Source organism: Escherichia sp. E10V5, assembly GCF_004212315.1.
Lineage (GTDB): Bacteria > Pseudomonadota > Gammaproteobacteria > Enterobacterales > Enterobacteriaceae > Escherichia.
On the sequence record NZ_RHJM01000021.1, the window covers coordinates 1 to 23,041 of the forward strand.

Annotated in this window: 25 protein-coding genes; 9 read left to right on the plus strand and 16 right to left on the minus strand. The window is 47.6% G+C overall.

What is annotated here, in order from left to right; all coding sequences use genetic code 11:
• Positions 1-489: 489 nt before the first annotated feature.
• Positions 490-1,155 carry a hypothetical protein gene (locus D9738_RS15560; protein WP_130209639.1) on the plus strand — a complete coding sequence of 222 codons (666 nt, stop codon included), beginning with the start codon at positions 490-492 and terminating at the stop codon, positions 1,153-1,155.
• Positions 1,156-1,191: 36 nt separating this feature from the next.
• Here D9738_RS15560 and fliR read toward each other — a convergent pair whose 3' ends face one another.
• The 13 genes from fliR to fliF form a co-directional block, all read right to left on the minus strand.
• Positions 1,192-1,971, minus strand: a complete 780-nt coding sequence (gene fliR, locus D9738_RS15565) for a flagellar biosynthetic protein FliR (protein ID WP_130209637.1) — start codon at positions 1,969-1,971, stop codon at positions 1,192-1,194.
• A gap of 2 nt (positions 1,972-1,973) precedes the next feature.
• Positions 1,974-2,243: a flagellar biosynthesis protein FliQ gene (gene fliQ, locus D9738_RS15570; protein ID WP_130209635.1), complete on the minus strand. Its 270-nt coding sequence runs from the start codon at positions 2,241-2,243 to the stop codon at positions 1,974-1,976.
• A gap of 12 nt (positions 2,244-2,255) precedes the next feature.
• The gene (fliP, locus tag D9738_RS15575) at positions 2,256-2,969 is read right to left on the minus strand and encodes a flagellar type III secretion system pore protein FliP (protein ID WP_130209659.1); all 714 of its coding nucleotides are present in this window, start codon (positions 2,967-2,969) and stop codon (positions 2,256-2,258) included.
• Positions 2,970-3,018: 49 nt separating this feature from the next.
• On the minus strand, positions 3,019-3,438 hold the full coding sequence (fliO, locus tag D9738_RS15580; protein WP_130209633.1) for a flagellar biosynthetic protein FliO: 420 nt from the start codon (positions 3,436-3,438) through the stop codon (positions 3,019-3,021).
• Positions 3,438-3,824 carry a flagellar motor switch protein FliN gene (fliN, locus tag D9738_RS15585; RefSeq protein ID WP_130209631.1) on the minus strand — a complete coding sequence of 129 codons (387 nt, stop codon included), beginning with the start codon at positions 3,822-3,824 and terminating at the stop codon, positions 3,438-3,440. The genes fliO and fliN overlap by 1 nt, the downstream gene beginning before the upstream one ends.
• Complete coding sequence (gene fliM / locus D9738_RS15590) at positions 3,811-4,827, minus strand: flagellar motor switch protein FliM (protein ID WP_130209629.1); 1,017 nt, start codon at positions 4,825-4,827, stop codon at positions 3,811-3,813. Before fliM ends, fliN begins: the two co-directional genes overlap by 14 nt.
• A 5-nt stretch (positions 4,828-4,832) precedes the next feature.
• Positions 4,833-5,369 (minus strand): flagellar basal body-associated protein FliL, encoded by a 537-nt coding sequence (gene fliL / locus D9738_RS15595; RefSeq protein ID WP_240725568.1) that lies wholly within the window; start codon positions 5,367-5,369, stop codon positions 4,833-4,835.
• Positions 5,370-5,709: 340 nt separating this feature from the next.
• Positions 5,710-6,939, minus strand: coding sequence for a flagellar hook-length control protein FliK (locus D9738_RS15600; protein ID WP_165383339.1), 1,230 nt, complete (start codon positions 6,937-6,939; stop codon positions 5,710-5,712).
• 1 nt (position 6,940) lies between these two features.
• Positions 6,941-7,384 (minus strand): flagellar export protein FliJ, encoded by a 444-nt coding sequence (gene fliJ, locus D9738_RS15605; protein WP_130209625.1) that lies wholly within the window; start codon positions 7,382-7,384, stop codon positions 6,941-6,943.
• Between the two features lie 2 nt (positions 7,385-7,386).
• On the minus strand, positions 7,387-8,775 hold the full coding sequence (gene fliI, locus D9738_RS15610) for a flagellar protein export ATPase FliI (protein WP_130209623.1): 1,389 nt from the start codon (positions 8,773-8,775) through the stop codon (positions 7,387-7,389).
• Entirely contained in the window at positions 8,772-9,488 is a 717-nt protein-coding gene (locus D9738_RS15615) for a flagellar assembly protein FliH (RefSeq protein WP_130209621.1), read from the minus strand. Before D9738_RS15615 ends, fliI begins: the two co-directional genes overlap by 4 nt.
• Positions 9,475-10,461 carry a flagellar motor switch protein FliG gene (gene fliG, locus D9738_RS15620; RefSeq protein WP_130209619.1) on the minus strand — a complete coding sequence of 329 codons (987 nt, stop codon included), beginning with the start codon at positions 10,459-10,461 and terminating at the stop codon, positions 9,475-9,477. The genes D9738_RS15615 and fliG overlap by 14 nt, the downstream gene beginning before the upstream one ends.
• Complete coding sequence (fliF, locus tag D9738_RS15625; RefSeq protein ID WP_130209617.1) at positions 10,458-12,140, minus strand: flagellar basal-body MS-ring/collar protein FliF; 1,683 nt, start codon at positions 12,138-12,140, stop codon at positions 10,458-10,460. The genes fliG and fliF overlap by 4 nt, the downstream gene beginning before the upstream one ends.
• A 301-nt stretch (positions 12,141-12,441) precedes the next feature.
• Here fliF and fliE point away from each other — a divergent pair, with 301 nt between their 5' ends.
• The 8 genes from fliE to D9738_RS15665 all read left to right on the plus strand — a co-directional run bounded on the left by fliE (position 12,442) and on the right by D9738_RS15665 (position 19,643).
• Positions 12,442-12,777 carry a flagellar hook-basal body complex protein FliE gene (gene fliE, locus D9738_RS15630; RefSeq protein ID WP_130209615.1) on the plus strand — a complete coding sequence of 112 codons (336 nt, stop codon included), beginning with the start codon at positions 12,442-12,444 and terminating at the stop codon, positions 12,775-12,777.
• Between the two features lie 186 nt (positions 12,778-12,963).
• Complete coding sequence (locus tag D9738_RS15635; RefSeq protein WP_130209613.1) at positions 12,964-13,803, plus strand: CheR family methyltransferase; 840 nt, start codon at positions 12,964-12,966, stop codon at positions 13,801-13,803.
• 3 nt (positions 13,804-13,806) lie between these two features.
• Positions 13,807-14,844 (plus strand): chemotaxis response regulator protein-glutamate methylesterase, encoded by a 1,038-nt coding sequence (locus tag D9738_RS15640; protein ID WP_130209611.1) that lies wholly within the window; start codon positions 13,807-13,809, stop codon positions 14,842-14,844.
• Positions 14,845-14,882: 38 nt separating this feature from the next.
• Entirely contained in the window at positions 14,883-15,272 is a 390-nt protein-coding gene (gene cheY / locus D9738_RS15645) for a chemotaxis response regulator CheY (protein ID WP_130209609.1), read from the plus strand.
• A gap of 2 nt (positions 15,273-15,274) precedes the next feature.
• Positions 15,275-15,916 carry a protein phosphatase CheZ gene (gene cheZ, locus D9738_RS15650; RefSeq protein WP_130209607.1) on the plus strand — a complete coding sequence of 214 codons (642 nt, stop codon included), beginning with the start codon at positions 15,275-15,277 and terminating at the stop codon, positions 15,914-15,916.
• 73 nt (positions 15,917-15,989) lie between these two features.
• On the plus strand, positions 15,990-17,138 hold the full coding sequence (flhB, locus tag D9738_RS15655; protein WP_130209605.1) for a flagellar biosynthesis protein FlhB: 1,149 nt from the start codon (positions 15,990-15,992) through the stop codon (positions 17,136-17,138).
• Positions 17,131-19,227: a flagellar biosynthesis protein FlhA gene (gene flhA, locus D9738_RS15660; protein ID WP_130209603.1), complete on the plus strand. Its 2,097-nt coding sequence runs from the start codon at positions 17,131-17,133 to the stop codon at positions 19,225-19,227. The genes flhB and flhA overlap by 8 nt, the downstream gene beginning before the upstream one ends.
• Positions 19,227-19,643 carry a flagellar protein FlhE gene (locus D9738_RS15665; RefSeq protein WP_130209601.1) on the plus strand — a complete coding sequence of 139 codons (417 nt, stop codon included), beginning with the start codon at positions 19,227-19,229 and terminating at the stop codon, positions 19,641-19,643. Before flhA ends, D9738_RS15665 begins: the two co-directional genes overlap by 1 nt.
• A gap of 62 nt (positions 19,644-19,705) precedes the next feature.
• On the opposite strand, the gene D9738_RS15670 is transcribed toward D9738_RS15665, so the two are convergent.
• The 3 genes from D9738_RS15670 to D9738_RS15680 form a co-directional block, all read right to left on the minus strand.
• Positions 19,706-20,242, minus strand: coding sequence for a winged helix-turn-helix domain-containing protein (locus D9738_RS15670; protein ID WP_165382798.1), 537 nt, complete (start codon positions 20,240-20,242; stop codon positions 19,706-19,708).
• 486 nt (positions 20,243-20,728) lie between these two features.
• Positions 20,729-22,069 carry a hypothetical protein gene (locus tag D9738_RS15675; RefSeq protein ID WP_130238204.1) on the minus strand — a complete coding sequence of 447 codons (1,341 nt, stop codon included), beginning with the start codon at positions 22,067-22,069 and terminating at the stop codon, positions 20,729-20,731.
• A 659-nt stretch (positions 22,070-22,728) separates the two neighbouring features.
• Positions 22,729-22,917, minus strand: a complete 189-nt coding sequence (locus D9738_RS15680) for a hypothetical protein (protein WP_130209595.1) — start codon at positions 22,915-22,917, stop codon at positions 22,729-22,731.
• Positions 22,918-23,041 lie beyond the last annotated feature (124 nt).

A 23,041-nucleotide genomic window follows, 5' to 3' on the forward strand; every position in this document is an offset into this window, starting at 1 on the left:
TCTGCAGCTTCTGCGTTAATGTGCACCCCCACGGCAGAATGATTCTGCCTCGTGCCCCCCCAACCAGCCCAGTTCTTCCTCCTGGGCTGGTTTTTTTATAATTAAACACCCACAATTTTCTTCGTCAGCGCGTAGTCGATTAATAACCAGGATTGTGATTTTTCTGATAAGAACACTGACTGCAAATAAATCAGGGGAAAATAATTATGCATGAACGCGTTGGGTGAAATATAAATCATAGTATAAACGAACGCTCAAACATTGCCGCACTCCTTTGACTCCTGACTAATAATCACCAGACCTTAGTATTAAACTATAATTATATTCCGCATCGAATTATCCTAATCAGGATTTACTTAATGTGGTGTATTATACTTACCACTAAGGATGTTAAATTTGTCAGATACCCCAAAAAGTAACCTTTTATTTTAAATGCTGACGAACAACGTCAACTAAGTAATCAGGAAAATACGCGAGGACCGCGCACTAATGGAAAGCTGTACTAATTCTACACCACCTGTATTTGTCATGGCCCTGTGTGAGTATTTCACATTTGGGATGAAGAATCTTTTCTCCAACAACCACATTAACCTGTCATTTATCCATCGAATTGAGCAGGTCACTATCGGCCTGGATGATACGCTGACCATTATGTTAGTGCTTGATATGTCAGGGACGGAATCGCTACGAATATTCAAAGAAGCCGTTGATTTTCTTATCCAGATTAACAGTCGTAAACGCGTTGGCGTGCTGGTCAGTCGTTATAACTCCTATCTGACACATTACATCTCGCGCAAGTTTGCAGGTAAGGTCACTTTTTTTAACTCCCATAACCTGCACTCCGGTCTTTTTCAGCGCAACTTCCAGACCTGGTTACGGGGTAAAACATTTCGCCCCATGCATACGATTAATCGCTACCGGGACGAACGTTATGGTTTTTCCCTGAAAGAATGGATTTGTCTGGTGCTTCCCCTTGCCGGAGAGTCAATAGCGGAAATGTCCCGATGCATGAAAATACCGGAACCGACGCTGTATCAGATCAGACGCGGCGCGCTAAAAAAATTAGGGCTGAGTTCCTACCGGCAATTCTGTGAACTGTATATCAGAGGGGAAATCCGCACGGAAAACGACAAAATTTTAAGGCAGAAATACTGACGCGTTTTTTGGGTTCACAACGGCTGCGAGGCAGGGCTATCTCATCGCGGCCATAATTTGCAGAAGATTGTCAAAAATGGTGGCCATCAGGTTTTCAAAAAGTGGGCCAAAGGAGTACATCATCAGCGATAGCGCCAGCAATCCAACGCTAAGTGAAATAGGGAAACCGATCACAAAAACAGAAAGTTGCGGCGTCAGACGGTTAATAATACCAAGTGTCAGGTTAATACAGAGCAGTAACGCCACAATAGGTAACGCCAGTATCAAACCGCTACTGAAAATAAGCCCCGCCAGTTTTACAAAAGCCAGATAAGCAGACGCATTGGGTAACGTAGCCACAACGGGCAAAATATCAAAGCTGCGGGCGATAATCTCCAGAAGGTAAAGATGTCCGTTGGCGATTAAAAAGATCAGCGTAGCCAGTAAATTCAGAAAGCGGGCGACCACAGGCATATTCTGTCCACCGGCCCGGTCATAGAAGGTGGCAAATGAAAGTCCCATCTGCAGGCCGATAAGTTCGCCAGCGTGGCGGACAGCCACAAAAATCAACTGAATGATCAACCCGGTGATAAGGCCAATAATGAGCTGCCCCGCTCCCGTCAGAAATCCCTCATACGAAACAATACGAATATTGCTGTCAGGCAATATGGGGGCTATCTGAAAGGCTATCAGTGCCGACAGTGCAATTTTGACCTTTTTGTTGATCGATTTGTCATTAAAGATCGGCGCTGACGTAAAAAGAGCCAGAATACGCAAAAACGGGAAGAAATACTGACCGATATGCAGGTAGAGATCAGCCAGAGACAGAGTGAGCATAACTAGCGAATCAGATAAGGCAGGCTGTTAAACAACCCGTGCATATAATCAAGCATAACGCTTAACATCCAGGGACCAAGAGCAATAATGACCACCACAATCAGAAGGATCTTGGGAATAAAAGACAATGTCATCTCGTTTATTTGCGTGGACGCCTGAAGAATGCTGATAACCAACCCGGCAACCAGAGACGCCAGCAATAACGGCGCGGCAATCATCAGACCGACTTTAATGGCCTGGAATCCCATCGCCATGACTTGTTCTTCTGTCATCTCTTTTCCTCGTCAGCTAAAAAAACTTTGAGCCAGTGAACCAATCAACAACTGCCAGCCGTCGACCAGAACAAACAGCATCAATTTAAAAGGTAATGAGATTGTCGCTGGCGGCACCATCATCATCCCCAGCGCCATCAAAACACTGGCGACCACAAGGTCGATAATCAAAAACGGTATAAAGATGGTAAAGCCAATCTGGAAACCTGTTTTCAGTTCACTGGTGACAAACGCCGGAACCAGCAGACTTAACGGTACATCTTCCGGTCCGGCGAAGTTTTGCTGATGAGCGATGCGGGTATACAACGCCAGATCATCCTGACGCGTTTGTTGCAACATAAATTCCCGCAGCGGCTGAATACCTTTATCGATGGCGACCTGAGCGGTGATTTTATCCTGACTTAAAGGCATCCATGCGTCGTCATAGATTTTATTAAACACGGGCGACATGACATAAAAAGTGAGGAACAGCGCCAGACCTAACAGCACCTGGTTTGGTGGTGTTGATGACGTTCCCAACGCGTTACGCAGCAATCCCAACACAATGATGATGCGTGTAAAACCGGTCATCATCAGCAAAATAGCGGGTAGAAAGGTCAGCGATGTCAGCAGGACCAGCGTCTGTACCGGTAAAGACCAGCCTTCCCCACCCGCCGGGCGAGTTAACAGAATGTCGCTATTGGCAGCGAATGCGCTATGTACAGGCAATCCGATGCCAAACACCATGACCAACAGGCCACAGATAATCGACATTACCCGCCATGATGGTTTTATTTTATTGTGACTTGCCATAACGCCCCCGCAGACTGTTTGCCAGCACTGTCTGAAAACAGTCAACCAGCGAGCTACGGGACTGCGGTTGATCAACAGCCGCAAAATTTTCTTCGACCGTTTTTTTGTCGATGGCGCTCAGACAGGAGATCTTTTCTGCCGTCACGCCAAGCAGTAACCATTGATTTCCCACTTCCACAAGAACCAGGCGTTCACGCGGCCCCAGAGACTGGCTGAATTTAATATTTAACAGCGCATTGCGGCCATTTTTTTTCCCTGAAATACCGCCAGAACGACGTAAATACCAGAGTAAAAGAAGTAACCCGAATATTATCAGGCAGAGGATACCGCCGGTATGCATCCATACCGACGACATGCTGGTTGTTGAAGCGGTGGGTAAAACTGTATGAGTACTATTGATCATTATCTGCTCAGGCGATAAATACGTTCAGATGGCGTAATAATATCGGTAATACGAATACCGAATTTATCCGACACCACAACCACTTCTCCCTGTGCAATAAGATAACCATTAATCAAAATATCCAGAGGTTCACCTGCCAGACCTTCCAGCGCAACCACAGACCCCTGGCTCAGTGCCAGAAGTTCCTTGATGGTCATACGGGTTCTGCCAAGTTCTACCGTCATTCTGACCGGAATATCCATAACCAGATTCAGGTCAGAGGCAATAGCTTTCGCCCCGTCCATCACGCCCGTCGTTCCTGCGGATTCGCGCTGTTCTTCCAGTGCGTCTGCCCAGGCCGTATCTGCGGGAGTAGAGGTAGTGCCCGCCTGTTCATTCTTGCTCATGCGAGCTCTCCTTAGAAAAAGGTGCTAATGCTGTATTAAAAAGTTCTTCTACCTGCAAGGCGTACTGATTGCTTGCACTGCCATATTTCCCGGACAGTACCCGTACGCCATCAACATAAGCTTCAGCGATTTCAGGTTTATCTAACGGCAAAACATCGTGTTGCTTCAGGCTCATAATTTGTGACAGTCGCATCTGGACGTCGGATAAATTCACCACCAGTTCCAGTTCCGTATTTCTGACCTGTGAAGCCAGCGTATTACGCCAGTTTTGATCTTCCTGCCAGGCGTTTTCCTGTGGTGGACTGGTAAGCAAAGAACGTATTGGCTCAATAACGTTGAAAGGGATGCAGATATCCATCTGGACGCACTCTGAACCCAGTTCGATATAAAACGGTGTAGTAATCACAATATCATTCGGTGACGACGTAATATTGGTGAATTTCACCTGCATTTCTGAGCGAATATATTCTGTTTTAAGACCATAAACCGTACTCCAGGCAAAGTCATAAGACTCCAGAGCAATTGACAATATACGCTGAATAATACGTTGTTCAGTGGGGGTAAACTCCCGCCCATCCGCTTTTGTTTTAAAACGTCCGTCACCGCCAAATAAATTTTCCACCAACATAAACACCATATTGGGAGAAAAGACGAACAGTGCCGTCCCGCGCAAAGGTGACAGATGAATCAAATTAAGATTGGTCATCACAGGCAAGTTACGCGCAAATTCATGATAAGGCTGTACCCGAATATTACCGGTAGTGACGTCCAGACTGCGGTGCAACACGTTGAACGCTCCGACACGAAACTGGCGGGCAAAACGTTCATTAATGAATTCCAGCGTGCTGAGTCGTTCATGAACAACGCGTCGTTGCGTCACCGGATCGTAAGGACGGATACCATCCTCAGGAGCCATGGCAGATAGAGTGTTTTCAGATGCGCCGTTACCATCGCCATTCAGAAGACTATCCACCTCATCCTGTGACAAAATATTGTCAGACATAGCGATTACCGTAAAATAAAGATGTTAAATAAAACATCGGTAACTTTAACCGTCTGTTTCCCGGATAGTGGACTTGCCAGTTCTTTTTCAACTTGATGAACCAGTTGCTGTTTACCTTCGCGTGTGCTCAACTCCTCCATCGTCTGCTGTGAAAATAGCATAACAAGGCGGCTACGAATTTCTGGCAGGAAACGTTTTAACAATTCCTGGGAGCGAGGATCTTTCAGACGCAGCGTCAATCCAACATACAGAACATGTTCTGTTCCATCGACACCAGGCTTCAGACTGACAGTAAACGTATCCAAAGGTGTATAAATAGGTATTTCAAACGTTTCCTCTATTTCTTCAATTTCCTGCTCTATTGTGCCTTTTTTAACATTGTTCTTTAAACTCTCCAGTTCTGTCCAGGTATAACCAAAACATGCGCTGGCAAAAACAAATGCCAGGACGGTCAGCGCTATGCGACCTTTGCTTTTTTTGCCACTCTGAGTGGTATCCAGATTCTTTTTTGACATCACAAAAATATACTCAGTAATTTGCACCCCGTTACACCCGGGACAGGTGCTGTATTCTATTACATAACCTGGTATTAATAATCCGGCAAAAAAATGTCGCTGCTGGCATTAAATTGATAGATAGATTTGACTTCAGACAACATTGTAAACGTTTGCCTGCATCCTTAATGAAAATGAATGTTGCAGAAATGATAAAAAAACACCACCTACGTGAGATTTATAACCAGTTGAATTTTAATATAATTAAAGATCAGGATCGATATCAACAGCCCGCAAAGAAGCAAGTTTAAACCCGGAAAAAATACCACCATAATAAAACAACAAAGCCCGGGAACCGGGCTTTCAGATAAATAACAAAATAAATTTATCAGACAAAAGTATTTATTCCGCCGGAACGACTGATCGTATGCAGAATTACGCCTGGTTCATCCGGTACGCTTTCCACACCATCATCGGATTGCATATCCTGTTCTGCTGTCTGATTTTGCGAACCGTTCTCCCACGAAGGTCTGGAGTCCGCAGCAACATTGGTTTGCCCAAGAGAGATCCCTGATTCTGCAAGGGAGTTTCGTAAATGAGGCATCGCCGTTTCAAGCGCAGCGCGAACCTGATGGTCGGCTGCGGCAAAATGAAGCTGCACCTGATCATTATTTATCCGCAGACTAATATGCAGACTACCAAGATCTTCCGGGTGCAATCTCAGCTCCGCATGATGAATCCCTTCACGAGTAAAGCAAGCCAACTGCTGACTCAAATTCTGCTGCCATTCCGTAGTCCCCACAGACGCTGTCAATACAGAGGGCTGCGCAGATGGGGATACCCCCACAGGCTCACGGATTTGAATGCTCATATCCCCAATGGTTGGGATATGAAAAGCATCCGCTGTATGACTTTCCTGATGTTGTACAGGCATCTGTTCCGTCGGTTGATTCGCCACCGCCGAATCCAGAGACGTTGCCAATTGTTCCGATGACTGAGGCAGTGTATGACCGGTATTGGTGGCCGACTCAAGATGCAAGGAATCGGGTTTTAATGGCAGCGATGAAGATGGATGAGCAACCGGTTTACCGACTTTCCCCGCAAACTCTGAATAGGCAACGGCTTTATTCAACGTTTGCGAATGGCTGGTATCGAAAGCATTATTTTGTACTTCATCCCCATTCTGTTCCGCTAAAAGTTCAGTTTCAGGCAAACTAACATCGGAACTCCCCTTTTCCGTTTGGGACGCCACATTTTCAGGCGACACCGACGTATTTTTCAGGGCGGTAACCAGTCCATTGCCTTCAAACATCGGTGACGCTGTCATTTCCTGGTTTATACCTGTTTCTGGTAATGGTGTACTTTGCGCCGGAAGCAGGTAAAACAGATTATCCATGACACCAGAGTGCTCCCCTTCAGGCGATCCTTTCCCTTTTTCTTCCTCGTTCGGTAACAGATTTACTGTCCCTTCCGACGGAAGATGAGGCTTCGGGATGGCGCCAGGAAGCAGTTTGCTGTCGAGTTCTGCGGCAAATGATGACGTGTCTGTGTCATTCTGCGTTACAGCGTGTCCATGCCCCAGATTGCCAGTATTCATAGGTAAAGAAATTACCTGCATTTTATTTTCCCCTCTGGCTGGCGCGGCGGGCAAATTCATCCATCATTTTTTGTTCCTGTCGGTTTTCTTTCAATATACGCTGGGCTTCGGCCCGGCTTTTTAATGTTTCAAATGCGTTTAACCGCTGACGATCTTTTTGCCAGTCACTGAGCGAGGCATCGACAATCTGTTGGCTGTTGTTCACCTGGTTTACCTGCTGCAAAACGACCTTTTCCAGCGCACCAATAAAACTTTGCCATGACTGGAGCGTAGACACTGACATCCCCTTATCGGCAATGGTGTTTTGCAGTTGGCGACGATATTCAGATTCGTATGTCTGTAATTGTTGTAAACGTGAGACTTCATTCTCATGCGACTGGCGCGCACGCCCCAGTCGCACCGTGGTGTCATTGAGTTTCTTTTCGGCCAGATCCCGCAAAACATCCATTGGTGCTGACGTTGCCATGATTATTCACCTGCTTCAGGGCCTCTGTTATCCGGGAATAACGCATCGAGCTGGCGACATGAAACATCATATTCCTGGCGTTCATGGATGCCCTGTTGCAGATAGCGTTCCATTTCTGGATATAAGGTGATCGCCTGATCCAGTAAAGGATCGCTGCCTCTGGCATACGCCCCTACGCTGACCAAATCCCGGTTCCGCTGCCACGAGGACAGAAGTTGTTTAAAACGCTGTACCTTTTTAAATTGCGCTGGTTGCGTAATTTCCGTCATCACACGGCTGATAGAAGCTTCAATATCAATGGCCGGATAGTGGCCTGATTCCGCCAGTCGGCGTGACAGAACAATATGTCCGTCGAGAATGGCACGAGCGGAGTCCGCAATCGGGTCCTGCTGATCGTCGCCTTCCGTCAATACGGTATAGAATGCAGTGATTGATCCACCGCCACGGATACCATTTCCGGCTCTCTCCACCAGGGCCGGTAAACGGGCGAAAACAGAAGGCGGATAGCCTTTGGTTGCTGGCGGTTCGCCAATGGCTAATGCTATCTCACGTTGCGCCATCGCATAACGCGTCAGCGAATCCATGATCAGCAACACATTTAATCCACGGTCACGGAAATCTTCCGCAATACGGGTTGCATATACCGCCCCCTGCATACGCAGTACCGGCGATACATCGGCAGGCGCAGCAATAACCACCGAACGCTGTAAGCCATCCTTTCCGAGGATATTTTCAATAAAATCTTTGACTTCACGGCCTCGTTCGCCGATGAGTCCCACAACCACCACATCAGCGGTGGTATAGCGCGCCATCATGCCTAACAGGACACTTTTCCCGACACCGGACCCCGCGAACAGCCCCATACGCTGGCCTCGTCCCACGGTCAGTAACCCATTGATCGCCCGAACGCCGACATCAAGCACATTGCGAATAGGATCGCGTTGTAACGGGTTAAACGGAGCGGTAAATAATGTTGCCCGATCACTATTACTGGGAGGAGGAAGGCCATCCAGTGGTCGCGCACTGGCATCCAGCACACGCCCCAATAATCCAGGCCCAACAGGAAGCTGCTTGCCTTGTGTTAACTTATCACCGCTATCCGGCGCCCAGACTCTGGCGCCAGGCAAGATGCCGTCCACATGTTCCAGCGGCATCAGATACAGCGTTTGTCCACTGAAACCAACAACCTCACTTTCTACACAACGAATACCATCCGGGCCGTCACGTTCAACAATGCACAGCGTTCCGATGGGTAATTTTAGTCCGGTGGCTTCCATCACCAGTCCAGTCGCGCGGATCAGCCTGCCGTACTGACGAAAAGCGGGTAACGTCGTCATCCGCGTTTCTTGCTGTTCCAGAGCACCCAGCCAGTTTTTGAGATGCGAAGTCATACACCGCCCCTGTTACGAACCAATTGACACAACGACTGCCAGCGGGTTTCCAGCGAGGCATCCAGTTCCCCTTCTTCCGTACTGATCCGACAACCGCCGGGTAGAAGATGAGGATCGGCACACAATTCCCAGTCATAGGCTGAGAGTAACGTCTCAAGCTGCTGGCGTACCTCTTCTGGTTCTTCCGCACTGATGGTCAGGCGAAATTTACCTTTCAGTAAACTATCTTCGTTGAGTAGGGTACGGATGTGATTCATCAGACTGGTATGCATTTTATCCGTAACGCCCTGCCCGCCCAACAGAGTACGCACCGCCATCAGCGCCAGTTGCACCAGGCGGGCAGGAATGACGCTGTCCATGTTTTCAACCGAGATCTGGAAACTTTCCATCACGCGGGAAAACTGTGAATTTAACAGCGATTGTTGAGCATGTATTTCCGCTAATCCTTGCTTAATGCCTTCGGCTTTTCCCTGTTGCAATCCTTCTTCGTAGCCGCGGCGGCGGCCCTCTTCTTCGCCCTTTACCAGTCCCTGCGTAAACCCTTTTTGCCCTTCCTGTTGGCGAACACGAGCAAGCTCTGCCTGCCGGTCCGGGTCAGACATTGGGTCTGCATCTGCATGATTTTCAGACTCCAGGTTTGGCCATGAGGAACTGCCCTGCCCGAGCAGATCATCAGGCCGCCAGGGTTTCCAGGTTGTCTCAGACGTAGACATCCTCACCTCCGCCAATCACCATCTCTCCGACTTCCACCAGACGACGTACCACCAACAGAATGGATTTCTGTTCTGCTTCAACCTGGGTCATACGTACCGGACCACGGGAATTGAGATCATCACGCATAATTTCAGCCTGACGTTTGGACATGTTGCTGAAGAACTTCTCACGCAGCGCCTGATCAGCGCCTTTCAACGCAACCAGCAGAGACTCGCCATCGACTTCCTGCAGCAGGCGCTGGATGCTGCGGTCGTCCATATCCACCAGATTTTCGAACAGGAACATCTCGTCAATAATTTTTTGCGCCAGTTCAGGATCAAATTCACGGAATGCAGTAAGCGCCGCTTCTTCCTGCTGAGTTTTCATCAGGTTGAGAATTTCAGCCGCCGGACGAACACCACCCATATTGTTGCGCTTCAGTGACTGACCGTGGAGCAGATTGTTCAGTACATCCGTCAGTTCTTGCAGTGCCACCGGCTGGACGCCGTTAAAGGTGGCAATACGCAACATAATGTCGTTACGTTCGCGTTCTTCGAATTTCGCCAGTACGCTTGCTGCCTGAGCGCGTTTCAGATGCACCAGAATGGTCGCAATAATCTGCGGATGCTCTTCCCGAATCAGGTCATACACCATATACGGTTCCATCAGACCCAACGTATCGATACCGTTGTTTTCACTATGGGCATCCAGCAGATTATCCAACAAGGCTTCGGCCTGGGATTCACCCAGCGCTTTCACCAGAACATTGCGTAAATACTCATCCGCATTGATGCTGATGGACGCATACTCTTCTGAATCGCGTTTGAATTCACTCAGCACCTGAGCAATCTGCTCATGGGTATAAGAGTGAATACTGACAATAGCAGTGCTTATCTGTGCCACCTCCTGAGGACTGAGATGGCGGAAGACGTCGGCGGCGCGGTCATCGCCGAGCGTTAGCATAATAATGGCGCTTCGCATGGCAGCATTCATGATGGTTTCTGCTCCTTATTCATCCACTGGCGAATAACCAGTGCAATAATCTGCGGTGCCTCATCGGCCATTTCACGCAGTTGCTGAGTAGTAAGCTCGGTATCCATGCGCTGTTGAGCCTTGGCAAGTTCGCTGTGTTCTTTTTTCTGCCGCTGCGCCGTTGCTTCGGCCTGACGTGCTTCTTTTTCCATTTCGAGCCGCTGGAGCAGCATTTCCTGATGTTTCACCCAGAATGGCCATACGGCTTTACGCCACAGCATCCAGGCAACCAGAGCGACTAAAAGATAACGCAGTACGCTAAGAACTAACTGAATGACATCCTGCTGTTGCCACAGTGGAAGAGCGACATCTTTGTCTGACTGGCTAAATGGTGTGTTAACCACATTTACCGAATCCCCACGGGAAGCGGTATAGCCCATTGCCTCTTTAACCAGATCGTTGATTTGCTTCATCTGCGCTGGCGTCAGAGCCGCCGGTTCTCCGGCTTTTCCTGGCAGATAATTGATAACAACCGCGACCGACAAACGTTCCACATTACCCGTGTTGCGGGTGATATGTTTTAGCGTTCTGTCCAGCTCGTAATTGGTAATGTCGTCATGGTTCTGACTGTAAGGTTGTAGGTTTTGGCTTACCGTCTGAGGCGCCGGGCGTGTCGCGCTATCTTTGGCGCCGCGTGCTGGCGTTGAGGTGGTAATCGGTGCGGTGGCGGCCGTAGGCGGTAGATTACTTAACGCGCCAGGTACTCCTCCAACGCTGCTTTTCCCGCCCTGCTCATCATGAACAACGTGGCGGCTGCGGATAGACATCTTGTCTGGCGACGTGTTGGGGGCATATTCCTCAACAGTTTGCTCATTCTGGGTGAAATCCACTTGCGCCGTAACTTGCGTACGAACGTTGGCGCTGCCTACAACGGGTGTCAGAATTGCCTGAATACGGTTTTGATAGTCATCTTCAACTTCGCGGATATATTTAAGCTGTGTTGTCTGGGTATTGTGAGTGTCACTGCCGGAAAGCAAATGGCCAGACTGATCCACAATGGTGACATGAGCGGCATCAAGGCCAGAAACCGCGCTGGCTATCATGTAACTGATGGCGTTGACTTGGCCTTCATCCAGTGTTCTGCCATTTTGTAAAGTAAGAGTCACTGAAGCAGTAGGCGCTTTTTGTTCGCGGACAAACAGTGACGGTTTCGGTATTGCCAGATGAATACGGGCGCTCTGTACTGGACCTAACGTCTCAATAGTACGAGCCAGTTCACCTTCAAGCGCACGCTGGAAGTTAACCTGCTCGTTAAACTGGCTAATACCAAATTTTTCCTGGTCGAGCAGTTCAAACCCTACAGAGCCACCTTTCGGCAATCCCTGCTGTGCGAGTTTAAGACGGACCTCATAAACCTGGTCTTCCGGGATCATGATGGCGCCGTTATGGTCAGCAAAGCGATAAGGAACCTGCATCTGGCTAAGCTGAGTGACAATCGCTCCACCGTCCTGTTCGCTAATATTACTGTAGAGAACTCGATAAACTGGCCCTTGCATCCAGAATAGCAAGGCGACAACAATTGAAATTGCTGCCGCCGCTGTGATCATAAAAATAATTCTGGGATTTGCCCGAATTCGTTCCAGTAGTGCCTTAAAATCAAAGGGACTATTTTTTTTATTACCCTGGGTTGTGGCATTCATGCCATATTCCTGTAAAGTTAAATGGTACGACTTCAACGCAGGTGTCATATTGCAGATGCAGATGAACAAACTGGTGATGAGTATTATTCGCGACAATTTTTCATTTCAGAAAATTTGCCAGATAAGAATTATCGCCTGAAACAGCCCTAAACCTAATCTGCAATAAGAACAGGTTTATGCTGACTTTTCCCACAATGCTGCTGAACTTCCGCCATGATAAAGTACGCCTAAATTAAACAGAGCTGATAAGACATCAGTATCAACTATCTGTTGTTAAGTGTCAGTAAGGTGAAATAACAATATGTCCCTAAATACAATCAATGGGGTAGTAAATCAGATCCAGCGTCAGGCAGGCCAGGTTTCTGCAATGCAGAATCAGCTTGCTCTGACAGAATCAAATGACACAGAAAATAAAACGCAATTTTCTGATGTGTTATTTAACAGCCTCAATAATATCAGCCAGCTCCAGAATCAGGCCAAACAAGGCTCTGAAGACTATCTGGCAGGCGTGCCGGGAGTTGGCTTAAATGATGTTATGGTTTCGATGCAGAAGTCATCTGTAGCACTTAACCTTGGTGTTCAGGTACGCAATAAAATGGTTAGCGCGTATCAGGACATCATGAATATGGGTGTCTGATTGTCGATTTTTCGTTTTAGTCACTCCGTTAATCCTGATTGTTATTTTCTGTTTTCCCGTATCACCTGATCACCGCCTGGCTGTGTTTATGATCGGGTGATACGTATTGAAACCCCAATCATGTGTTGAAAATAACTCTCTATCCCCCGCTAAATGCGGAAACACTGAGAAATAAAATTCCGCAATATGGCTAATCACTCTGAATTCCCTGCGCAAACTCTGAACACTCTCACGGATAAAGATTTAGCACGTGTCAGCGAGCTAATTTACCGCCGTGCAGGTATTGTCCTGAATGGTCAAAAAAAAGATATGGTCTATAATCGTTTATCCCGCCGAATCACTCAGCTAGGGATAAACAGCTTCAGTGAGTATATGGCACTGCTTGAAAGCAGCTCTGATGCGCCGGAATGGCAGACATTTGTCAACTCGCTGACCACTAACCTGACCTCTTTTTTTCGTGAAGCGTACCATTTCCCTATTCTTGCAGAACATGCGCGGAGTCGGCGCGGTATGTATAACGTATGGTGCGCTGCCGCATCCACAGGCGAAGAACCACTGTCAATTGCGATGACGCTGGAAGAAACGCTGGGTCGTAGTATTACGGGGCCTCGCATACTGGCAACGGATATTGATACCGATGTTCTGCGTCATGCCAAAAAAGGAATTTATCAATTATCCGATTTGGCTAGTCTGAATGAAAAACAGAAAAAAGACTGGTTTCTGCGTGGAACAGGAAATCACGGTGATAAAGTAAAGGTAAAAAGGGAACTGTTGGCATCGATTCATTACCAACAGCTGAATCTCGTGGCCCCGCAGTGGGATATTCCTGCACCGTTTGATGCTATTTTCTGTCGCAATGTGATGATTTATTTTGACAGAAATACGCAGGATATTCTTATGCGCCGTTTTGCAGAAATACTGAAACCAGGTGGAATACTTTTTGCGGGTCATTCAGAACATTTTAATACTGCAAATAGTCATTTTCGCCTGCGCGGCCAATCTGTTTACTGCCTGGCAAAGGGGTAACAAATGAAAAAGATAAAAGTGTTGTGCGTGGACGATTCGGCGTTAATTCGCAATATCATGACGCGAATTGTTAATCAACAACCGGATATGGAAATGGTCGCCACGGCGCATGATCCCATCATGGCCCGTGATTTGATTAAACAACATAACCCGGATGTACTGACGCTGGACGTTGAAATGCCGCGCATGGATGGTCTGGATTTTCTTGAACGTTTAATGCGTCTGCGTCCAATGCCGGTATTAATGCTTTCTTCACTGACCAGCAAAGGCTCTGATATCACTATTGCAGCACTGGAACTGGGCGCCGTAGATTTTATTACTAAACCTCAGCAAGGACTTCAGGAAGGGATGGAAAAATACAGCGATATGATCGCTGACAAAATTCGTATCGCGGCAAGCGTGCGGAGTTTCCAGAAAAGAACAGTTCCTCCCGTTATTCGCGCCCCGCTTATTGGCAGTGAAAAAATTATTGCCATTGGCGCCTCTACCGGTGGTACGGAAGCATTAAGCCATGTCCTCTTGCCAATGCCGCCGACATGTCCGGGAATCGTCATCGCACAACATATGCCACCAGGGTTTACCCGTTCTTTTGCCCAGCGTCTGGATAAATCCTGCCTGCTGTCCGTAAAGGAAGCAGAGCATGATGACCGCGTACTACCCGGTCATGCTTATATCGCGCCAGGCGGCAGACATATGGAGTTAATACGTAGCGGGGCTAACTACCATATCAAACTTAGCGATACGCCGCCTGTTAACCGCCATCGTCCGTCGGTAGATACGCTGTTTGAATCCGTTGCCCGAGTCGCAGGACGAAATGCCGTCGGTGTGATCCTGACGGGTATGGGTAACGATGGTGCGAAAGGTCTGCTGGCGATGCGTAACGCAGGCGCCCGAACCCTCGCCCAGAGCGAACGTTCATGTGTGGTATTCGGTATGCCCCGTGAAGCAGTGGCTTTAGAGGCGGTAACAGAAGTCGCCGACCTCGATGATATGAGCCAACAAATTCTCAATAACATAACCGGGCAGTCTCGCCGTATTTAACAGCCTATTTCGTACTTAGAAATTTTTCAGGATATACCATGACAGATAAGAATTTACGTTTCCTCGTTGTTGATGACTTTGCCACCATGCGTCGCATTGTCCGCAATCTCCTTAAAGATCTCGGCTTCAACAATGTTGACGAAGCGGAGGATGGTCATGACGCGCTGACGCGTCTGAAAAAAGAACCATTCGATTTTGTCATTAGTGACTGGAACATGCCGAACATGGACGGTTTGCAGCTGTTGAATGAAATTCGCCAGGATAGTGCGCTTAAAGCGCTGCCTGTGCTGATGGTTACCGCAGAAGCGAAGAAGGAAAACATTATTGCCGCAGCGCAGGCCGGTGCCAGCGGTTATGTGGTTAAGCCTTTTACCGCAGCCACTCTTGAAGAAAAGCTGAACAAAATCTTTGAGAAGCTCGGGGGATAATCATGACCGCGTCTGCGCAACTGCCACCAAAGAATCACGATCCAGACGTCTTTACCCGTATTGGTAATATCACACGGATGCTAAGGGATAGTCTGGTCAGTCTTGGCCTTGAGCGAACCATCATGGATGCGGCTGAAGCGATCCCTGATGCCCGCGAACGTCTGAATTATGTGGCAAAGAAAACATCGCAGGCTGCGGAGCGTGTGCTGAACAGTGTGGAAGAAACAAGACCGATGCAGGACGCTATCTCCAGCGGAGCTGAACAGTTAACACAACGCTGGGATGCCTGGTTTGATGCGCCTGTTGAACTGCCGGAAGCCCGTGAACTGGTAAAAGATACCCGGCATTATCTGAAACAGGCGACCAGTCTGGCCGGTAAAACCAATAATCAACTCATGGAAATCATGATGGCGCAGGACTTTCAGGATCTGACCGGTCAGGTTATCCAGCGCATGATGACCATTATTGAAGTTGTCGAAAAAGAGTTGATTCGGGTACTCGTAGATAACATTCCTGAAGAGACTGTACCGACGAAAGAAGTCGCTAATTCATTAATTAATGGTCCACAAATCGATCAGACCCAGGCAGGTGTAATGACATCCCAGGGCCAGGTTGATGACCTTCTCCAGAGTCTCGGCTTTTAATCTATGTAATGTCATTTTCCTCTGATAACCAGAACTAACGCGGTTAGCAGAGGAACCAGACCCAGGCAGGTGTATGTCAGAAGAAAGCGATCAGGAAAAAACAGAAGAGCCCACAGCTCACCGAAAAGAAGAAGCGCGGAAAAAAGGGCAGATTCCTCGTTCCAGAGAACTCACCTCCCTGCTGATTCTGTTAGCAGGCTGGTCGCTGATGACGGGTAGCGGAGAAAACCTTGCCCGCACGTTATTACAGTTATTGCATTCCGGGTTAACCCTCAACAGACATCAAATTGAGGACCCGTTAAGCATGATTCACCAGCTTTACGACATGCTGGTAATGATGATTCAGGCATTGATGCCCTTTCTGCTTGGGCTGTTTGTAGTGGGGATTGCCTCGCCATTACTGATTGGTGGGCTTCACCTGGGCGGTGGCCTGAAAGTAGATTTAAAACGCTTAAATCCACTTTCAGGAATGAAACGGATGGTTTCAGGGCAAATGGTCGCTGAATTATTAAAAGGATGTCTGAAAGTTACTTTAGTAGGAACAGGCTGTACTTTGTATCTTACTAATAATAAAGAGCATTTCATCCAGTTAGTGAGTGCTCCACTGCCTGAAGCGATTGGCCGCGCGATGGACCTGATTCTGCACTGCCTGATGATGGTACTGCTGTGCATTATCCCGATGGTTGGCTATGACATTTTTAACCAGATCTTCAGCAACCTGAAAAAGCTGCGTATGACCCGCCAGGAAATACGCGATGAATTTAAGCAGCAGGAAGGCGATCCGCACATCAAGAACAGAATCAAGCAGATGCAGCGCGCTATCGCCAGAAGCCGCATGATGTCCGATGTGCCTGAGGCGGATGTGATTGTCAACAACCCAACGCACTACTCCGTCGCCCTGTCCTACAAAGAAAACAGTATGAGCGCACCAATCGTGCTGGCCAAAGGCGCAGGGGAAGTCGCGCTGCGCATCAGAGAGCTGGGGAAAGAACATAAGATCCCGATGCTGGAAGCGCCACCGCTGGCGCGTGCGCTTTACCGACACAGCGAGATTGGCAGACCGATCCCAACAGAACTTTATAGCGCGGTGGCAGAAGTGCTCGCGTGGGTCTACAGCCTGCGTCGCTGGCGCCACACCGGCGAAACCAAACCCGTACCACCCCGGAACCTTCCTGTACCGGAAAAACTGGATTTTAACCACGAGATGAATACCGATGTCTGATATCGCCACTAAATTACGTTTACCACAGTTGAAAGATACCCAGTGGCGAATACTGGCCGGCCCGGTGCTGATCATGATGATCCTCGCCATGATGGTCCTGCCGCTCCCGGCGTTTCTTCTGGACACCCTGTTTACGTTCAATATCGTCCTTTCATTGATGATCCTGCTCGTATCCATGTTCACCAAAAACACGCTGGAGTTCTCGGCATTCCCGACGGTCCTCCTGTTTGCCACCCTGCTTCGACTGGCGCTGAACATTGCTTCGACGCGTATCATCCTGATGGAAGGCCACACCGGCGCTGCAGCGGCGGGTCGCGTCGTGGAGGCGTTTGGTCATTTTCTGGTAGGCGGTAACTTTGCTATCGGCATCGTGGTGTTCGCGATTCTGATCATCATTAACTTTATGGTTATCACCAAAGGTGCCGGACGTATTGCCGAAGTGGGCGCTCGCTTCGTTCTCGACGGGATGCCAGGTAAGCAGATGGCCATTGACGCCGACCTTAACGCCGGTCTGATCGGTGAAGCCGAAGCCAAGCGCCGTCGTAACGAAGTGACCCAGGAATCCGACTTTTACGGCTCAATGGATGGTGCCAGTAAATTCGTGCGCGGCGATGCCATCGCGGGCCTGATGATTATGGCCATTAACATCATCGGCGGCCTCGCTATCGGTGTTCTGCAACACGGCATGGCGATCGGACAAGCCGGTGAAACGTATACCCTGTTAACCATTGGCGACGGTCTGGTTTCCCAGATCCCTGCCCTGATAATCTCCACCGCTGCCGGTGTTATTGTGACGCGCGTAGCGACCGAACAGGATGTCGGGGAGCAAATGGTGGGTCAGTTGTTCCACAATCCTCAGGTAATGCTGCTGGCGGCTGGCGTAATCGGTCTGCTTGGGTTGATCCCTGGTATGCCTAATCTGGTATTTCTGCTCTTTACCGCTGCACTGCTGGGGTTAGCCTGGTGGTTACGCGGTCGCCAGGAGAATAATCAGTCGGCCAGCAAAGAAGATAAAACGCGTGACGAAATCCACGCTGAAGCCGCTCACGCTACAGCCGAAGCCTCCTGGGCAGACGTACAGATTGAAGACGTACTGGGGCTGGAAGTGGGCTACCGTTTAATTCCGCTGGTTGATAGCGATCAAAACGGTCAGCTACTGACGCGTATCCGTGGCCTGCGTAAAAACTTTGCGCATGAAATGGGTTTTCTCCCGCCGTCTGTACACATCTGTGACAATCTGAGCCTTGAACCAGGCAGTTATCGTATCCTGCTGAAAGGCGTGGAAATTGGTCATGGCACGATTCACCCTGAACGCTGGATGGCAATTAACCCAGGCTGCGCCGAAGGTGATCTGGACGGAACACCGTGTAAAGACCCGGCATTTGGTTTCCCGGCATGGTGGATTGATGAAGTACAGCGTGAGCAGGCCCAGGTACAGGGCTATACCGTAGTAGACCCGGCCTCCGTCGTAGCAACGCACCTGAATCATCTGATTACCCAGCACACTGGCGAACTGTTTGGCCGCAATGAAGCCCAACTGCTGCTCGATCGCCTTGAAAAAGATATGCCGCGCCTGGTAGATGGTTTAATTCCTGGCGTGATCTCTTTAACGCTGTTCCATAAAGTGCTGCAAAATCTCCTGGTGGAACAAGTTTCTATCCGTGATATGCGCACAATTATCGATACGATGGCTGAATTTGCGCCAACAATCACCGACCCTGATGATTTAACCGCTCAAATCCGTAGCCGCCTCGGTCGGGCAATTACCCAACATTGGTTCCGTAATAATAAAGATATCGACGTGATTGGCCTCGACAGCAACCTTGAGAAGATTCTCCTGCAGGCAATCCAGAACAACAGCATCATTGAACCGGGTATTGCAGACAGCCTGATCCGCCAGACAGAACAGGCTATCCTTGAGCAAAACTCGCGTAATATTCCGCCGGTACTGCTTGTCGCGCCACCGCTCAGAACCATGCTTTCCCGTTTTCTGCGCCGGATTTACCCACAGCTGGTAGTGTTGTCTACGCAGGAGATTGCACATGACCGAATGTTACATATGTCGACCTGCATCGGCGGACAAAAATAATGAAAGCCATTAATACAGCATTTCTGCTGCTGGCGCTCCATTCGTCATTATGCCTGGCTTCCGCAGGAAGCTGGAGCCAGCAGAGCAGCGGTGGCACGCTGACTACAGGCGAAGAATTACTGGTTGGGCGTGTTCTTCACGCCCCCACCGTCGTACCACGTAACGCGCCCGTGAAATATATTACGTGGAAAATAAATCTTCTTACTCCACCGCCACAGGGACTGGAAATCAATTTATGCAGTACGACCTGGTGTCAGCCCCTGCCCGCTCTCGCCGGCCATTTAACACCAGTTCGTCATTTATCGGCAGGCGGCGTTTTTCACTTTATTTATAACGTGCGCTATAAAGGGCAGTTAATACCCTCCATGACGGTGGTGAGAAATCAATTAACAATAGGCTACGGCTCACAATCGTGAGGACTGGCTTTAACATGGCAAGTACCCACCGTCCAGTGCGTCGATGGGTATGAGAAGTCGAATTATTCTCTTAGCGGAAAATCACTATTAAGCGCAGAGATTAACTCTTTCAGAAAATCACATTGGCTACAGTTGCGGTTTGTTTTCGATGCTGCGTAATAGACCGCATCTGACGCCGCAAATTCATAACCGGCTAACGTGCGTTTTTCTGCCATTAACTGTACAGCGTGACAGGGTGTCTGATATCCACTGTTTTTTGTATGGGCATCTGATACTGTGGCGTTAACGTCTATGACGAATCTGTATCCTTTACCGTAAACAGTTTCAATAAAGATATTTTCTTTATTCTGCCCAAGTGCATTACGAATACGGTAAATGCTTCGCGTCAGCGACTCGTCGCTAACCGCAGAAGACCAGACATCATTAATAATTTTATGTTTACTGACCACGCGTTTTGCATTCGCTAATAAAACCTTAAGCACGCCAGCTTCTTTAGGCGGCAGATAAACTTCTTCCGCTCCGCAACATAAAAAACCGTCGTTTGTAAAAGAGAAATCACCAAACTGGAAAGTAGTATAACGTTCCTGTGTATTAATCATATTCACCATAGCTCCCTTATGTGAATCACTGTGGCGAGAGATATCCCCACCGTTAGCTCTGTTCTGCGCTTTCACAACCGGGCTAAAATAGTGAACAGTAGTTCTTCGTGTGCCGGTTAGTGAATGCTGTTACACCTCACTTGCATCACTGAACTTTATGACAGGATTATCCAATTTTGATGTGATATTATTTTAAATTGCGAATTTAAGATGCAACTTGTTGTTTTAAAATGATTATTTATTTTTCGCGTAGCAACATATTACAGTTTAAGAAGTGAATTATGGATTCAAGAGATACGGTAGACGGCATTCTGCTTTCGCTACAGCATATGACATTAATGATAACGACTGAAATACGTGAGAGGGAAAAGAAGGGTCTGCAACACGATTCGGTTTAGTATTAACCGGAATGTTGATTTCATACTGACAGATTTTATTGAAAGAAGTGACCGCATGTGCGGTCACTAAAAAATAGAATAATAAATATTAACGGCATAAAACATCAGTTGGCGAAGGCACACTACTTGTTTGTTTCAATGGGGAGTCTGCGTATACCCCTTGTATTATATGAACCCAGCTATAGCGCCCAGTACCACCATATCGATAAGCACCGTCGAGCGTATTTGGCAAATAGGAAATCCCTGCCCAAAGCGCCCCTTCATGCAGTCCATCATAATCCCAATTAAACAGATCATTTCTTGCCAGCCCGTCGTTAGAACCTAACGCTTTTGCTTCCGCCGAATTTATACAAACATTTTCAATACCAGCATATGGTGATACGATTACATTAGAAAATTTAACATAGCTCATAAAACGAAATGATTGAGACATTTGTACAATGCCCGTCATAGTATCAGTAAATTTCATTGAGCCTTCCATACCGACACCTGGTTTATCAGTAATCTGAATTTCCGTATTTGTTGCATCTAATACGATTTTTTGTTCGCCGGCAGGGGTCACACCTTCAACTTTCCAACGATGACTATCCAGTTTTTTCCCATTTGCGCTTGCGAAACCCACGGTACTGTTAATCGGTAAATAAGCACCATGTGCAATAAGCCCAGACCAGTCTCTGGCTTTATTGCTTATTTTATCGTACAGCTCGACTATCGGTGTAACCTTGACTTTTATCCTGGGTAAGACCTCAACATTATTAACGGTTATCACAGATTCAGCCTCTTTATCCTCCGCAGCATCAACGACTTTATCCGGGTGCACAATAACGGTCGTTTGACCGCTACTATCCGTGGTCCCTGAGGTTGTTTTTGCAGAATATCCCGGCTTAATATCAACAATCGCATTACTGACAGGTTCGCCGAGGCTATTGATCAACGTCACGCTGCATTTAATATCGGTATCGGCCAGCCCAACACAATCTGGCAATGATGACTTTGTACTGCTGATTACGCTGTAGGTATCAACAGAACCTGAGGCAATCGCATCCCCCTCAAAGGGAATGGTATTATTACTGTCTGTTCGCGCTGTGACTTGCGCGCGTAGTACATGACCTTTATTTGTTGAAGAGGGTGTGTATTGGGTCGTGGTCTGTCCTGGAATATCCTCCCACTGCCCTGGGGACGTTTCCACCTGCCACTGATACGTCGTCCCTGATGGAGAAGTATCTTCAGTATCACCATCAGGATCGCTGAATTTAGGTTCCAGCGTTAATGTATCCCCTAGGGTAAGTTCAGGGGCAGCCACGGGTTTATGCCCAGTTATCACCAGTGTTTGATCTTTTGCCGTTGTCGCATAAACGGGTATTGAGGTCGTCAGAACTGTCCCGGCAAGCGTCGACAACACAAATAATTGCCGTGTATTAATATTCATTCGATACTCTTTTCATTGCACTACAGAAGAAGCTAGTGGCTCTGTTATTGCCCGGGATTCAGACTGAGAGAAAGATTGAACCAAGCTACAATAGAACTTTAGATAGCGCTGCTGCAACGTAGAAAAGGTATATGACATCTTTTGTAGCATAACAGTTTCAGATTATCCCGCGGGGCTCTTGATACTTTACCAGGCCTGATCAGGCACAAAATAAGTTACTACATTGTACAACAAGTGAGAATAAAGTTAATGCTGTGATATGAGTACATAAAGAAAGGCTAATCACGGTTTAGAGATTATCAGCAACAGTTCATGTATTCACATTACCAGGCATAAGAACAGCTCTTCAGTAATGACAGGAGTAATAGAATCCGGAGAGTGCAGAAAGTGAAAAGAAAATAATTTTAACAACCAGGACATTTATTAACGCAATAAAATTTCTACTGATAAAACAAGTTTTTATAAAATGGATATATCAGCTTTCTTGGTTTAAATACCAGAAATAACCATTGAATACAATACTATGCAGATATCAATTTCAGACATAAAAGCTAAAAATGTACCACATGAAGCATTATCGCAATTATGTCTGTTCCATCGCCAGAAAGCGTATGATATGACAAATTCAGACATTTTGACTAACAAAAGGTGGAGTAACTCTATTTCATAACAGGATTTTTAAAATGAATATCTATGTCTGAAATTTCACCTATGTTTATTAAAATGTGCTTATCATCGTTACTCCTGATAGTCACTCTGGTCTGGACTCTCGTTTCGGCTCCGGCATGAAACGAGACGATTTGCTGAATCTCTTTCATCATATTCTCTAGTGCTTCATAATCGTTCATAGCATCACCTCACAGATTACTTATATTGTTTAATAAATTATCGGCAAAAAGAAGATTTGGATAAGTCGGAAGGTCGAGGCATACCTAACCGTGTAGACGTGTATCTGATCTCCTCCCTGAAAAC